General features: G+C 32.8%; 8 protein-coding genes. 1 reads left to right on the top strand and 7 read right to left on the bottom strand.

All coding sequences use genetic code 11. The features are described 5' to 3' along the window. Window positions 1-124 precede the first annotated feature (124 nt). The 5 genes from tamL to PQ463_RS22550 all read right to left on the bottom strand — a co-directional run bounded on the left by tamL (window position 125) and on the right by PQ463_RS22550 (window position 10,422). A complete protein-coding gene (gene tamL, locus PQ463_RS22570; RefSeq protein WP_274255590.1) occupies window positions 125-2,440 on the bottom strand; it encodes a translocation and assembly module lipoprotein TamL in 2,316 nt (771 codons plus the stop codon). Next, window positions 2,424-7,535: a translocation/assembly module TamB domain-containing protein gene (locus PQ463_RS22565; RefSeq protein WP_274255589.1), complete on the bottom strand. Its 5,112-nt coding sequence runs from the start codon at window positions 7,533-7,535 to the stop codon at window positions 2,424-2,426. Before PQ463_RS22565 ends, tamL begins: the two co-directional genes overlap by 17 nt. Window positions 7,536-7,746: 211 nt before the next feature. Then, window positions 7,747-8,469, bottom strand: a complete 723-nt coding sequence (locus PQ463_RS22560) for a hypothetical protein (RefSeq protein WP_274255588.1) — start codon at window positions 8,467-8,469, stop codon at window positions 7,747-7,749. Window positions 8,470-8,585: 116 nt separating this feature from the next. Continuing rightward, window positions 8,586-9,545, bottom strand: a complete 960-nt coding sequence (locus PQ463_RS22555) for a GSCFA domain-containing protein (RefSeq protein ID WP_274255587.1) — start codon at window positions 9,543-9,545, stop codon at window positions 8,586-8,588. A 103-nt stretch (window positions 9,546-9,648) separates the two neighbouring features. After that, a complete protein-coding gene (locus tag PQ463_RS22550) occupies window positions 9,649-10,422 on the bottom strand; it encodes a hypothetical protein (RefSeq protein ID WP_274255586.1) in 774 nt (257 codons plus the stop codon). A gap of 354 nt (window positions 10,423-10,776) precedes the next feature. On the opposite strand from PQ463_RS22550, the gene PQ463_RS22545 reads away from it, so the two are divergent. Next, entirely contained in the window at window positions 10,777-12,522 is a 1,746-nt protein-coding gene (locus tag PQ463_RS22545; RefSeq protein WP_274255585.1) for an ABC transporter ATP-binding protein, read from the top strand. Between the two features lie 90 nt (window positions 12,523-12,612). Here the strand turns inward: PQ463_RS22545 and PQ463_RS22540 are convergent, their stop codons facing one another. Both PQ463_RS22540 and alaS read right to left on the bottom strand, forming a co-directional pair. After that, a complete protein-coding gene (locus PQ463_RS22540) occupies window positions 12,613-12,990 on the bottom strand; it encodes a GxxExxY protein (protein WP_274255584.1) in 378 nt (125 codons plus the stop codon). A 293-nt stretch (window positions 12,991-13,283) separates the two neighbouring features. After that, window positions 13,284-15,923 (bottom strand): alanine--tRNA ligase, encoded by a 2,640-nt coding sequence (gene alaS, locus PQ463_RS22535; protein ID WP_274255583.1) that lies wholly within the window; start codon window positions 15,921-15,923, stop codon window positions 13,284-13,286. Window positions 15,924-16,072: the final 149 nt, after the last annotated feature.

The raw sequence follows: 16,072 nt of genomic DNA, 5'->3' as shown, positions 1-16,072 counted from the left end.
ATTTCACTAATTTTAATTTGTGAAATTCAACTATAAGTATCCGAATAGATTAGCGAAAATTCGTGAATTGCTTCGCCTGTTCGCTATCGCTCGAGTCGTGGCTAATCGACCCTGGCAAAAAACTTTAGAATGGATATCCAATAGCGATATTCAAAATCAGGTTATCTTTTCTCCATGAACTGCTTCCGAAATTAATATCGTCAATTACCCATCTTTGTCCGTCTGGCAAAGCAGGATTTCGAAGCGGAATGGCTAAATCGGTTCTTAAAATCAAAAACGATAAATCAAAACGTAAACCTGCACCTGCTCCAACGGCAATCTCTTTCATAAAATCTTTTGAAATCTCAGCACCAGGTTTGTTCGGATCGGCATGTAAAAGCCAAATATTACCAGCGTCTAGGAACACAGCCCCTCTTACAATACTAAAAAGTTTTGCTCGGTATTCGGTATTGAATTCCAGTTTTAAATCGGCTGATTGATCGGGTGTATAATTATCACTTGTATTTTGCGGAATAACATAACTTCCTGGCCCTAAAGTTCGTGCTCTAAAAGCTCGAATACTATTGGTTCCTCCTACAACAAACTGCTTAGATGCTGGAAGTGTTCTCGAATTTCCGTAGGCAAATCCAGCGCCTACAATCAATCTGCTGGCTAACTCACTTTCTTTTCCCAATTTTAAATAATGCCTGAAATCTGATCTGATTTTCACATATTGGCTAAACGGAACATCAAAGATTTTTATCGTATCGTTTTTCTTAATATTGGCTCCAGTAATCGCCCCTGTTAGATTTCCAGCCAAATCCAATTCACCATTAAAATAGATTGTATTCTTTTTACGTTTCTGCATGGTATTGGTATAGGTGTAATTGTAGGTAGGTCCAAAAACCAACTGTTTTTCAATTACTTTTCCCAATGCTGGATCTTCATCAATATCTGCCATATATTCTGGTGTTACATGGTTTGGGCTCACATAAGTCACGTCAATAACATTCAATTGATGTTCTTTACGAATGTTTTCTTTCCACATATAACCAAAAGAAGTATTAAAAGAATTCAAAGCATACAATTGCGTTCTTTTTTGATACTCGTAACGTAAGGTCGCTTTGGTTCTTGGCACATATTCGCTGTTCCCTTCAATATGAAAAGGCGTTATAAATCTTGGCCAAGTTAAACTAACTTCACCTCCAAGTTTATAAATATTTTTCCCTCTGTTTACGCCACCCAACTGAAAATCGGCTCCTCCGAAAACAGAAGCCGTAAACAATTCAGCTCCTTTAAGAAAGTTTCGGTTATTCCAGTTTAGATTTAATTCTGTACCTGTATAACTTGCAGAATTGGTTTTTCCAATCACTTCTACACGAATAAACTTCTTAGGTAAAAGAGTCAAATAGTAATAAGAATCTAAAGTATTCGGAATGGAATCTGACGGTTTAAATTCATTCTTTACAAAACTGAAAGTTCCCAGATTTACAAATCGGTTTAAAGTTAAGTTATGATCTTTTCGATTATACACATCCCCTTTCTTAAAATAAATTGTTCGATCGTAAATTCTTGGTTTAAAAGTTTCTGTCGTGTCAATTATAGTGAGATCTTTATATTGCGTGATATTTTTTTTTCTGTAAACCGCACTATCATTCGTTAGAGAATAATTAGGATACACAAAGATTTTATCAATTTTATAAGAAGTCAAGGCTTTTACAGGCGTATCATCTTTTATAACCAATCTGATTCGCACTTCATGATCGCCTTTACTACTATCAACTTGAGCCAAAATATAATCTGGATTAAAATAGAAATAGCCTTTTTCTTTTAATCGCGCATCGATTCTTTCTCTTTCTGCTTTTATGACATCCAAATCATATGGTTTTCCCACTTTAAGCAGACTCCTTTTATGACTTCTAGCAATAATTTTTGACATTTTTAAAGAGTCGTCAGGAAATGTAACGCTTTTTATAATGTACTGTTTTCTTGGCGTCACAATATATTCTGCAGTTACCCTTTTATTTCGAACAGTTGAATCGGCACTTACGCGGGTTTTAAAATATCCTCTATTTTCTGTAAAATTTCGCAAAACTGAAGCATTATAATCCAAATCAACTTTACTGAAAAGTACTGGCGGTTCTCCAACTTTATTACGGAGCCAATATCTTGTTCCTTTATCTTTTTTGGGTTGGCCTGCAAGATTATATATCAATAATTTAGGACGAAGTCCGAAGATTTGTTTGTTTGGTTTTGGACGCAATAAACCTTCTAATTCTGTTTCCAAAGCTTTTCGATCTTTCTTTTTCATAATCGAATCTTTGATGGTAACAGAACCGCCAGTATAAAGCAACTCTCCATCGGGAAGGTATTTTGTATTACTGCATCCTAAAACAAAAAACAAGGAAAGCAGCGCGATATACTTTAAATATATATTTCTATGATTAAGTCTTTTGCTCATTTCCTTCAATTGTTTTTTCGTCTTCGTTCTCTTGCAGTTTTCCTTTTTCTTTATCTTCTTTCTTTTTTTGTTTTTCTTTTTCCTTGCGAATTTTTTCTTCTTTTATTAATTCTTTTTCTGCTTCCGTACGATGAAAAAGTTCTCTGAATTTGTTATAGCTCATCGTAATCACAAAAGCAACTCCTGTCTCGATTACCTGACCTTCTACCGCAACCTGATATTGGTTCTTACGATAGGCACGAACCATATAACGACCGTCTTTTGTTAATTGATAATCTAACGCAACGTCTCCAGCAATATTGGTGCTTTCTTCATTGGCACGTTCTTGTCCTTCAACACCAAAACTGCTTCCAACGGTAATTTTCAATCGATCATCAAGCAGTTTTTTAGAAACTTCAACATTAAGATCTGTTCTGTTCTGCATCGTTCCTGTTGTATAATCTTCTGTCGATTCTAAATCGAAATTAACTTCAAATCCTTCAATAAGATCTCCCGCCAGATTATTTAATTGTTGCGAAAGTATTTTACTCACACTTTGTCTCGCAAAAGATTCTGCATTTATACCGCCACTTTCACTCGCAAACGGATTTTCGCCCACAAATCGGTTCAATAATAAAAGGGCAAAAACTTGTTTGTTTAATTCTGCTGGATCTTGCTCTAATTGTTTCAGTTTTGCCCGTGTCATATCTACCACATCTGAAGCAACATTATAATTTCCTTCAGGAAGTACAATTCCAAATGAAATTTCTGGTTTCATCAGCTCTCCATTCATTTTCAGTAAAGTCTGAAACGGAAGTTTTTGTTTGTAGGTATTCTGTTCTGCCGGTGTTTTATTCTGTAACTGACTTCCTAACAAATCAATTGGAGCAGTATTTACTTTGTAAATAGCTGTAATATTTAAAGTTGCCATTGTTGGTTCGCCGTTCCAAGTGATGAAACTTCCTTTCTGAATATCAAATTTTCTTTTGATTCCGTTAAAGTTCATTTCATAAGCGCCATCCGAAAACTCATATTTCCCCGTCAAAGTTGTTTTTCCCGATTGATCGATTCCGCCGACCAATTCTGCTTCTCCCTTCAAATTCAAATAATCGCCATTAGATTTGTCAATCAGCAAAGTCAATTCTGCTTCTTTATTGATCGAAATGGCCACATTAACATCCATTCCTTTCAATTCTGATTGATTCAGTTTGTTCTGCATATCAACCGTTTGCTTCAAGTACAGATTATCTTCGTCAACAAATTCTACAATTCCTTCGCGATCTGCAATTGAAGGATCTGACTGTGGCATTACAACAGTAAAATCGGTTTCTTTATTAATTTTAATAGTTCCATCAACAACTGGACTATCCAAATTTCCTTTTATATTGAGTTTTGTATCTAAGAATAAATCCCCGTAGAATAAATCGTTGTCTTTGGCTTTTGAATGAATAGCTCTAAAATCATCAGCTTCAACCAACAAATTGAAATTATATTTTACAAAATCTGGAGATTGAATGGTTCCATTTACAAACAGTTCGTTGTCATTTTCGTCAAAAAGAGAAAATTTATCAAACGAAATGGTTCCATCATTAAAAGTGATTTTTTCGTTTTTCGTTTTAAAATACGAATTCAATTGTGTCACTCTAAAACCAGCATCATTAAAAATCAATTCTCCATTAACTTTTGGAGCCGAAGCATTTCCTGTCAGCTTAAAATTTCCTGAAAGAAAGCCTTGTCCTTCACTAATATTTCCCATACTGAAACCTTGAATGCTTTTGATATAAAGTTTATTAATCACCACATCAAAATCAAAGTTTCCAGTATCCATCAAATAATCTCCTGTTAACTTTAAGTCATTTCCTTCATCGCTCAAGGCAACATTTGCAGCAAGCGTATTGGCTGTTTTGTTATCTACTTTTATTTCTAAATCGCCAACTTTTGAGCCTTTAAAAGTAAAATCATCAATTTTTAAGTCGGATGTAAAAGTCGGATTTGTCATCACGTTTTCAACCAACGCATTTCCGTTTATCAAACCTTGCATCAATAATTCGTCTTTTTTAACCATGTTCATAATGGTTTCGATTTTGAAGTTGACAAAATCTACTTGCAAAGGCGCATTATCTTGCGTTCCTTGTGACTGAATTTTTAATTCGTTTCCGTTATTACTTAAATTGAATTTATTAACGTAAAGTCGTTTTTCTCCAAGCTCAATTGCATTTTCAGGATCGACATTCCATTGATCATAATTTAAAATAAAGCTATCTGGATTCAGTTTTAAAACATTCTTAGAATCTTCAGCTTTAAATTCGCCTGCAATAAAATATTGCTGTTTCTGTTTTGCATCTTGAACTTCAAGCGCATAAGTCAGAATATTGTTCTGCACATTGCCAGATAAACTTGTAAACGGAATTTTTAAAGAACCGCTTTCAATTGTTGCCACAGAAACCAAATATTCCAGCGCATTTTCTTTGGCTTCAATATTGATTTTTCCGTCAGAAATGGTATTTCCACCATAAACAATTCTCGGAATCGTTCCTTTTACCGTCAAGGAATCAGTCTGATTATTATAATTCCCTTTTATGGTAAAAGGTTCTAATCCAGTTAATTTTGGCAGCAATTTAAAAAGCACAGGATCATTATCGACTTTCAGCATAAAAGCCAATCTTTGCTCGTCTGATTCTGCATTGACTTTTGGATTTTTAAGATCAATATATTTGGATAATGATTTTTGAAGTGAGTTTTCCAAGGTCGTCAATTTGTATTTTCCGGTCACTTCGGCTTTTAAAAACTGAGACGAAATTTTAATCGAATTACTGTCTTTATCGGCAAAAGCCAAAACATGAATTGAATCTAAAACAATCGGTTCTGCATCTTGCAAAATTTGAATGTTCGAAAGAAAGACTTTTCCATTTAAAAAATCAGGATTACTGTTTGTGATATCCGCATCGACATTTCCGCGAAGTTTCATTGGGCCAGCATGAAGATTTAGTTTTTCTAAATCGGCAATATCCAGATTCAACTTTAGTTTTACGGTCGGATATTTATCTTTTGCATCTCCAGAAGCTATTAAATCGAAATTTAAATTTGGATCCTGCATTCCAGATTTCACGGCAAAAGAACCATTTTCGATATTTCCTTTTAAAGCCAAATCTTTATACGTATATCGATTAAAAACCGCTTTCTGTACCAAACCATCAATCGCTGCATTTGCGGTTTTTGGATCTAAACCAGTTCCTTTAACTTTCGCTTTAAGCGTAATTTTTCCGATGGAATCGTTTTTAATTAAACGTCCCAAATCAAAATCCAACAGATAAACCTGCGCATCGTATTTTTCTCTTTTTTTAATGCGCTGATCAAATAAGGCATCAACTTTTGCATTTCCAAAACTGCTGGCTAAAGTCATATTGGTTTTAAAATTCTGAGCAGAGCCTTTAAATTTTCCTTGCAAACTTAACTGAGATGGCAGCTGAATATTCTTCGGAATTGTTCCTGCTGGCACAAACATGTTGATGTCTTTTGAAGTCGTGGAAGCTTTTTTAATATCTAGATCATAATAGGCTTTTTGCGCATCTGGCAATCCGGCAATTTTCCCCGAAAGAGAAACTTTTGTAGAACCAATTCCACTCATTTCAAACTTCGAAATATTCAAATCTTTGACTTTTCCGCTTACACGGCTGTCTACATACAAAATGGCATTCGGATTACTTTTAAACGGATTTGTATTCTGTAGATCTGGAACAAACAATAAAATATCTTTGAAACCAATTTTAGATTGTTTTAAATTGGCATCAAGTGCAAGATTTCCCAAATCTTTCTGAAGTGATTCAAGCGATTTATATTGTGCTTTAATTTTATCCTGAACAAGAGTCTGCGGTGTTTTTAGATATAAATTTTCCAGCGAAGCATTTTTAGGTCCATAAAAGAAATCAGTTTTGAAAGACTGAATCTCTAAGCCGCTTTTTTCGTTTACGGTAAGTGTTTTTATTTTTCCTGAAATCGTATCATTTCCATAATATAATTTCTCGGCTTCAAAATTGAATTTATTCAGATCCAAATGCACATAATCAATTCCTTTTGTTTTAGGTTTAGACTGCATATCATCAAATTTGAAAGCAATATTTTCCAAATTGGTCTTATTGAGCTTTACTTTCCAACCTGTTTGTTTTATGGCTGTTGTATCTAAATTGGGAGTTTCAATTTGTTTGTCTTTTGCTCCTAATCGTAGATTCCCGCTAAGATTTTTTACTTCGAAAGTATTAAAATCTAAAAGCTGTTTATTCAAGTCGATTTCATTTACCGCCAAATTTAAATTCCCTAAACGAATGCCTGAATTGAGTTTTGAATCTTTGTTATCGTATAGAATATCAATTTTAGACAAGCTTATTTTTTCTAAAGCCAATTTAAAATCTGGTCGTTTCGAAACTGTATCAACCGTTTTAACTGAAACTTCAGCAATTTTCTCGACAACATCTTGATCTAAAACTACTTTTAAACCATTTAGATTGATGGTTGGAATATTAAAATCCATTTTATCGAGATCGAACTTTTTGAATTTGGTGTCAAAATGTGTTAGGTTTACTTTGATATCATTCTTCGAAAAATCATCTTTAAAATTAAATTTAACCTGATCGAGATTTACTTTTACAACAGATATTTTAAACGGTTTTGCATCAGGATCTTCTACTTTTGGTTCTTTTGATTCGAATGCCTTAATAATGTAATCAAAATTGAAAACACCTTCTTTGTTTCTGGAAATATTGGCTTTTACATTTTCTAATGAAATAGAATTAATTTCGAGTTCGCTGCTTACCAATTTAAAAAGATCAACATCAACCTCTAATCGTTTACCAGCCAGTAAAGTATCTTTTTTTTGATCTTCAAAATAGAAACCTTCCAGAACTACATCTTTGGGAAATTTGATCGAAATATAATCTAAGGAAACTTTGGTTTTGATCTTACCTTCAAGATAAGTAATCGCTTTGTCTTTAACGAAATTTTGAACCGACGGAACCTGAATTAAGATTATTAGAAGTAATAAAAGTGCAACTATAGAAACCACGCACCACATTAGGATGCGAAGTGTTTTTTTAAGAAAATAAACAGGTTTCTTATTCATACGTCAATAAAATCGGATTAGATTAAAATTGCTTCTGAAAAAAGCAGGGTTGCACATCTTACAAAAATGTAAAATTTAAACCTTAACAATTTACATAATTATGAGGAATTATTCTAAAATTTTATTGCTAAATGATTTGTGAAGGCCAATAAAAAAGCCAAACAATAAAATTATTTGGCTTTAAGATTTTCCCTAAAGATTAGATTTATTTCTAATAAGAATATGTACATATAGAGGATAATGCTTTGTAATTAATTACGGTAGGAAAATTATCTCCGTCATAAGAATATGTTATCTCATTGGTATAACTAGAATTGTCTGCTAAAGTCACAGTATAACTTGTTACATTATTAACCGATGAACTAACTTGCGGTTGCTCCTCAAAGATTTTATTAAACCCTAAAACATTTCTCATTGGACTATTTTTATTATCATACTTATATGTTGTTACAGATGATTTAGTCTCATATTTTATGATATTTCCGTCCTTTAACGTATAGATATTCTTTGCAGAAATAACTTCTTCTGCTCCAGTTGAAATAGTGATTCTAGTCACAACAAATGAAACGACATCATTAGATTCATACGTATAAGAATACTTATCATAATAGTCCCGTCCTGGAAGTTTTCGCAAATAAGTTGCCAGTTTTCCATTAGTATAAATATATTCCTTTATCAAATCTGAACTCTCCGTCTTTGTAATTAAATCTCCTGTATAAGTATATTTTACAACATAATTACCAGAATGAGTACTACTGACAATTTTATTTCCATCAAAAACGAAATCAATAGTCACAGGGTTATCAAGGCTAGAAATAATTTGTTGTTTTGGCACTCTACTTGTCTCAGCATTCTGAGAACTGTTGTCTTCGCTTGAACAAGATGTAAAAATCAATAGCGAAATGCAAAATAAGGCAGTAATTTTTCTCATCATATTTAAAGATATTTATTACAAATAAACATAATTTTATGATCAAAACATAATAATTTGCTTAATTTTTGTTTTGATTATTTTTCAAATAAAACTCAGAAAAAACATTATTTCACGCACTAAAACACAATATGAGGCCATTTTTTCTCAACGTTTTTCATTTTCATTTGAAGATTAGCCAAGAATTTTTGATGTTGTTCTGATTCTGGATTGAAACTTCTATGACGCAGACTTTTTTGTATTTCATCTACTTCTTTCATCACGGAAGCGCTTTCTTCCGAAACATAATTTTCACTGAAAAGCTTCCAGATATAATCTATCGCAATCTGATTCGGATGCAACATGTCTTCATTATAAAAACGATAATCGCGAAGTTCGTCCATCATGATTTCGTAAGAAGGAAAATAGTTATGAGTTATGAGTTTTGAATTATGAATTTTTAAAACTTGATGCAATGCTGTAAACAAATGTGATTTGCTTAATTGATTTTCTACAAAACCGTCTTTGATGTGACGAACTGGGGAAATAGTGAAAATGAAATTTATATTAGGATTCAAAGCTTGAATAGCTTCAATTGTGTTTTTAATGCTTTTTTGAATTATTTCGACCGATAATAATTCTTTTAAAAATTGTTTTTGAGGCACCTTATGGCAATTGGCTACAATTTCGTCTTTTTCAAGGTTTCTATAAATCCATGAAGTTCCTAAAGTGATGATAATATGAGTGGCTTCTTTTAGCTGTTTGTGTGTTTCTGTTACGGCTTTATTGAGAGTTTCTAATAATTCCTGACGATCTGAATTGCTTAAATCTGAATGCACTTCAAAACTATGCCAGCACTCATTATGAAAGAAAACGTCTTTTTCTTCAAACAATTCTTGCTTTGAAATTCTGCTAAATAATTTCTCAATTGAAACTGGATTAAAAATGATCCCAAACGGATTGGTTTCGTTCTGAAATTTAAAATAATCAAACTTCTCCGCCATATTTTCTGCAAAACAAGAACCTATAGAAAGTATTTTCGAATCGTAATTGATTGGATTATTACTTTTTGAAATGGGTATTTGGGTTCTGAATTGCATGGCTTTTTTATTCAAAAATACAGTTAAATCCTTATTTATGCTCAAAAAAAATCCCCAATTAACTCATTTGCTAATTGGGGGATTTTTTTATTTAAAAACTAAATTAGTATGCAATTTCTAATTTATATGAATTTTTAGCATCGCCATCAAATGCTTCAGTAACGTAATTGCTTGAATTGTATTTATTAGTAGTTTCTACAGTTGCTGTTTTAGTAACTGCACCTTTAGAATCATAAGTTACTGTAACATTTTTTACTGTATTATTCGCTGAATAAAAGTCAAAATAACGATCTAAATCTAATAAAAGCTTAGCTCCTGTAATATTAACATAAGGACTTTTTTTATCGTCAAAAGTACTTGTTATTTTTTCTTTTGCTCCATCAATAAATTCTGAAGAAATTATATTTCCGTTTGCAAAAGTATAAAGTGTAGTAGTGTCATACTTAATTTCTTGTTTATTGATGATTTCAGATTCGTTAACGTTAACTGTTCCGTTTGCATTATAAACAAGAGTCCATTTGCTTTGAACACTTTTATTAGATTCGTCAGTAGTAATTTTAGAAACTAATTTCCCACCCTCATAAGTATAAACATCTGTAGACTGTAAAATACCTGAATAGTATAATTCAACTTTAGTGATAAGATCTCCCGTGTAAGTGTACACAGATCTAGAAGCGTCTGAAAGAGAAATTTCTTTTAATTTGTTTCCATCATACGAAAAAGTATAAGTAATACTTCCTGATTTTCCTTCAATCACTTCTGTTTCAGTAATTTTTTTTGGTAATAATACAGCGTCTGCAGATTCTGATGAATCATCACTTGAACAAGACGTTAAAACTAGTGCTAAAGCACCAAAAAGGCATAATAATTTTTTCATTTTCATTCGGTTAAATTTGTTATTGGTGCAAACGTAGTATAACCCAAAAGCAAAACCTTACGTGATTCCACATCTAAGCATATTTTCCAATTAAGACAATTCTTAAAACACTAACAACAAACAACATAAAAATTAAACTTAATAATGAAATTTTTTAAGAAACATAGATTTTAGAAAACAATCCCCCTTTTATAAGTTGTTTTACTTTTCAATTAAAAAATAGAAAAACGTAAAATTTTAAAAACTCCATCGGCGATTTCATCTGTAAAAAATTTACATTTTTAATAACAAAAATGAACTTCACAAACTAAAACAATTCCTTACTTTTGCTTCTTCCATTTTTTTAAATCACTTATGAAATTATTATATACTTACATTATCAGACACAAAATGCTCTTATTTTTTGCTTTGATAATGGCTACGATCAACATTTGTTTCAGTTTGTCAGACTCTGTAATTACAGGAAAACTTATGCAGGATTGCGGAGTTGGTCTGGCAAAATATAAAGGAAACGAAATCGGATTTATTAAATCATTGTCTTTCTGGCTTGGGCTTTCGCTTGGTGCAGCGATGATTTCTAGAATTACCAAAAACTTCCAAGATTATTTTACCAATGTTGTCATTCAGAGAACGGGCGCTCAAATGTATACTGACGGAATCAAAAAGTCTCTTGATCTTCCTTATGCCGAATTTGAAGACCAGCGAAGCGGTGAAACTTTAAGCAAATTGACTAAAGTTAGAATCGACTCAGAAAAATTGATTACGCTTTCTATTTCGTTAATCTTTCAAACTATTATCGGTTTTATATTCGTAATTGTTTATGTGGCCAGAATCGATTTTAGAATTTCGATTATATTCTTAATTACGGCACCAATTATTGCTTTGGTGAGTTTGTATTTAGGAAAAAAGATCAAAATTGTTTCTCGAAAAATCGTGAATCAAACCAATGCATTGGCAGGATCTACAACTGAAAGTTTACGAAATATAGAATTGGTAAAAAGTCTCGGTTTGACTTATCAGGAAGAAAAACGTTTAAATTTAAATACGTTTAAGATTCTACAATTAGAATTACAGAAAATCAGATTCATTAGAAGTTTGAGTTTTATTCAAGGAACAACCGTTCATTTCTTAAGAACCTGCGTTGTTTTTGCTTTGTATTACTTCTTATTTGGCGGAAAAATTATCGTTGGAGATTTATTGACAATGGTATTCTTTACGTTCTTTATTTTTGGTCCTTTACAGGAGTTAGGAAACTTTATTATTGCTCTGAATGAGACGAAAGTTTCTATGGAGAATTTCAAACATTTGTTGAATGCTCCAAAAGAATTCCGCCCGAAAACGCCAAAACATATTGGTGCCATTCAGAAATTGCTTTTCGAAAATGTTAGCTTCCAACATAAAACTGCCAAGTTTAAAGCGGTTGAAAATATCAATTTCGAAATCAAACAAGGTCAGACTGTTGCTTTTGTCGGTCCTTCTGGGTCTGGAAAAACGACTTTAGTAAAATTATTAGTCGGTTTGTATACGCCAGAAGAAGGACAAGTTTTGTATAATGACATTGATTCAACCGAAATTGATTTATTAGATCTAAGAAAACAGCTCGGTTTTGTAACACAAGATGCGCAATTATTCTCTGGAACAATTCGAGAGAACTTATTATTCGTTAAACCCAATGCAACAGACGAAGAACTTTATGACGCTTTAAAACGAGCAAGCTGTGACAAACTTCTTAAACGCGCAGAAGATGGTTTAAACACCACAATCGGCGAAGGTGGAATCAAAGTTTCAGGTGGCGAAAAACAACGTCTATCTATTGCAAGAGCTATTCTTAGAAATCCGAATTTATTGATTTTTGATGAAGCAACTTCTGCTTTAGACTCGATTACCGAAGAAGAAATTAATGCAACTATTAGAAATATATCAGACAAAAACAGAATTACAGTTTTAATTGCGCATCGTTTATCAACTGTTATGCATGCTGATAGAATTTTTGTTTTGGAACAAGGTAAAATCATTGAGCAAGGCAAACATGATGATTTAATTGTGGAAAAAGGTCTTTATTACGCTATGTGGCGCCAGCAAATTGGTGAGCGTAAGTAGGAGCGGGTAAAGAATCTCGCAAAGACGCAGAGTCGCAAAGTTTTTTTTAAGCTTTGCGACTTTGCTTTTTTTTAGTTTTTAAGTGTTTCATTAAAGATTTGAAACAACTCTTTTTATCCCAAATTTGATAATTGGAACGTTAAAGTTAATTAGTAAACCTAACTTCATTTTTGTGATTTTTAGATATGTGAGAACCTGTTTTGCGTGTACATCAGTTAATTGTTCGATAGATTTAATCTCTAGAATTACTTTATTTTCAACAATTAAATCTGCTCTAAATCCAATATCCAGATTTATTTGATCCCATATAACAGGCAACGTTTTTTGTCTTTCAACACTTAATCCTCTTTTAATTAATTCATGATATAAAATTGCTTCATAAACTGATTCCAATAATCCTGGTCCTAATTTGACATGTATTTTATAACAAACATCAACCACAACAGCTGAAATTTCATTCTCATTCATTCTTACAAAATTAAAGTATAAACCTACAAAAATAAAATTTAAAAACTTTGCGTCTCTGCGACTTTGCGAGATTAAAACACCATCAACTTAACAAAAAAATCTTAACTGATTAAATTGACTTAAAAAAAAGTCGCAAAGCTTAAAAAAATAAACTTTGCAACTCTGCGTCTTTGCGAGATTAAAAACACCTTCAACTTAAAAAAAAATCTTAAAGATTAAATTAACTTAAAAAAAAATCGCAAAGCTTAAAAAATAAACTTTGCGACTCTGCGTCTTTGCGAGATTAAAAAAAATTACTTTAAGAAATCTCCAGCTTTTGAAAGTGCCTCCGCAATTCCGTCAACATTTTTACCTCCTGCAGTTGCGAAGAAAGGCTGTCCTCCACCACCACCTTGGATGTATTTCCCTAATTCGCGAACAACTTGTCCTGCGTTTAGGTTTTTCTCTGCTACAATTTCTTTAGAAATATAGCAAGTCAACATTGGTTTTCCTTCGTGAGCTGTAGCGAAAACTACAAATAAGTTGTTATAAGAACCACCCAATTCGTAAGCCAAGTCTTTAGCTCCTTCTGGATTTAAGTCTACTTGTTTTGCTAAAAACTGAACGCCATTGATTTCTTGCAATTCTTTAGCTAAATCAGCTTTCATATTTTTAGCCTTATCTTTTAATAAAGCTTCCAATTGTTTTTTCAACTGAGCATTTTCATCTTGTAATGCTAAGATTGACTTCACAGGATCTTGAGCGTTTTTAAGCGCCTCTTTAATTTCAGCTAAAGAAACAGCTTGAGATTCAAAATATTCTTTTGCTGCTTCACTTGTAATTGCTTCAATCCTTCTGATTCCAGCTGCAACAGCTCCTTCTGAAACAATTTTAAAATGCCAGATATCAGATGTATTTGCAACGTGCGTTCCTCCACATAATTCAACAGAATCTCCAAATTTAATAGTACGAACCAAGTCTCCGTATTTCTCTCCAAATAGTGCAATTGCTCCATCTTCAAGAGCCTGCTCTTTCGGAATTGCTCTTTTTTCAACTAAAGGCAAACTCTCACGAATCCTTGCATTTACGAAGTTTTCTACTTCTACCAATTCTTCATCAGAAACTTTAGAGAAATGAGAAAAGTCAAAACGCAATGAAGCATTTCTTACCATCGAACCTTTTTGCTCAATGTGAGTTCCTAAAATCTTACGTAAAGCTTGGTGCAACAAGTGCGTAGCCGAGTGGTTAGACGAAGTTTTAGCTCTTTGGTTTGCATCAACAACCGCGTTAAAAGTTCCCGTAAGGTTTTCTGGTAACGATTTTGCTAAATGAATCGTTTGATTATTCTCTTTTTTAGTGTCAATAATATAAACGATATCTCCGTTTTGAGCTTCTAAATATCCTTTATCTCCCGTTTGTCCTCCGCTTTCTCCATAAAATGGCGTTGCATTGAAAACCAATTGGAAAATTTCTCCATCTTTCGCGCTTTCAACTCTACGATATTTAGTAATTTTTACTTGTTGTGATAATCTGTCATATCCAACAAATTCCTGAATATCATCTTCTACAAGCACATTCCAGTCACCAGCAGTTACTTTAGACGCTGCACGAGATCTTTCTTTTTGTAATTGTAATTGTTCTTGGAATCCTTCTTCGTCTAATTTCAATCCTCTTTCAGAAAGAATCAAAGCTGTTAAATCAATCGGGAATCCGTAAGTATCATACAATTCAAATGCTTTTTTACCATCAACAGTATCTGTATTGTTATTTGAAATTACAGCATCTAAAAGAACTAATCCTTGATCTAAAGTTTTTAAGAATGAATTTTCTTCCTCGCGAATTACATTCGAACAAAGTGCTTTCTGCGTTCTGATTTCTGGGAAAGAATCTCCCATTTGCTCGCTTAAAGTCTCAACCAATTTGAAAATAAACGGCTCTTTTGTTCCTAAGAAAGTAAATCCGTATCGAATTGCACGACGTAAAATTCTACGAATTACATATCCTGCACCCGTATTAGATGGCAACTGACCGTCAGCAATAGCAAAAGCTACCGCACGAACGTGATCTGCCACTACACGAATAGCAATATTCATTTTATTTTGTTCTTCACTAATGCCTGTTACATCATTAGTTGTATATTTTGCTCCAGTAATGGTTTCTATTTCTCTAATTAAAGGCATGAAAACATCAGTATCATAGTTTGATGTTTTTCCTTGTAAAGCCATACACAAACGCTCAAATCCCATTCCAGTATCTACGTGTTGTGCTGGAAGTTTTTCAAGAGAACCATCAGCTTTACGGTTGAATTCCATGAATACATTATTCCAGATTTCAACAACTTGCGGGTGATCATTATTTACTTCTTCTTTACCTGGTTTTAAAGCTTTTTCTTCTTCAGAACGCAAATCAACGTGAATTTCAGAACAAGGTCCGCATGGTCCTTGATCTCCCATTTCCCAGAAATTATCTTTTTTATTTCCAAGAATAATTCTGTCCTCGTCGATTAATGTTTTCCAGATATCCCAAGCTTCTTGGTCAAAAGGAACGTTATCTTCTTTACTTCCTTCAAAAACAGAAACATAAAGATTCTCTTTTGGAATTTTGTACACTTCTGTCAATAGTTCCCAAGCCCAGTTGATCGCTTCTTTTTTAAAGTAATCACCAAAAGACCAGTTTCCTAACATTTCAAACATAGTGTGGTGGTACGTGTCAATACCTACTTCTTCAAGATCATTATGCTTTCCTGAAACACGAAGACATTTTTGCGTATCGGCTATTCTTGGACTTTTTGGAGTTCCGTTTCCTAAGAAAAATTCTTTAAACTGGGCCATCCCCGAGTTATTGAACATTAGGGTTGGGTCGTCTTTAAGAACAATAGGAGCTGAAGGAACAATAGTATGCCCTTTACTCTCAAAAAAATCTAAAAATTGTTTACGTACGTCTTGTGATTTCATATTTAAATTAGAAAAATGTGTCAATTTAATGTGTCAATTTGATAACTAGATGATTAGCTAATTTATTCATTTGATGATACGTTAAGTTTTTTATAATGAAATTAAAAAACTTATATTTTAAACAATAAATTGCCTATTTTGCGCATTAT

It is taken from the genome of Flavobacterium sp. KACC 22763 (genome assembly GCF_028736155.1).
GTDB lineage: Bacteria > Bacteroidota > Bacteroidia > Flavobacteriales > Flavobacteriaceae > Flavobacterium.
The sequence above is the reverse complement of the archived record's forward strand: the minus strand, read 5'-3'. Positions and strand labels throughout refer to the sequence as shown.

Coding starts and splice junctions, on each gene's coding strand:
- PQ463_RS22560 (WP_274255588.1), bottom strand. CDS start 8,469: ATGATGAGAAAAATTACTGCCTTATTTTGCATTTCGCTATTGATTTTT.
- PQ463_RS22565 (WP_274255589.1), bottom strand. CDS start 7,535: ATGAATAAGAAACCTGTTTATTTTCTTAAAAAAACACTTCGCATCCTA.
- alaS (WP_274255583.1), bottom strand. CDS start 15,923: ATGAAATCACAAGACGTACGTAAACAATTTTTAGATTTTTTTGAGAGT.
- tamL (WP_274255590.1), bottom strand. CDS start 2,440: ATGAGCAAAAGACTTAATCATAGAAATATATATTTAAAGTATATCGCG.
- PQ463_RS22540 (WP_274255584.1), bottom strand. CDS start 12,990: ATGAATGAGAATGAAATTTCAGCTGTTGTGGTTGATGTTTGTTATAAA.
- PQ463_RS22550 (WP_274255586.1), bottom strand. CDS start 10,422: ATGAAAAAATTATTATGCCTTTTTGGTGCTTTAGCACTAGTTTTAACG.
- PQ463_RS22545 (WP_274255585.1), top strand. CDS start 10,777: ATGAAATTATTATATACTTACATTATCAGACACAAAATGCTCTTATTT.
- PQ463_RS22555 (WP_274255587.1), bottom strand. CDS start 9,545: ATGCAATTCAGAACCCAAATACCCATTTCAAAAAGTAATAATCCAATC.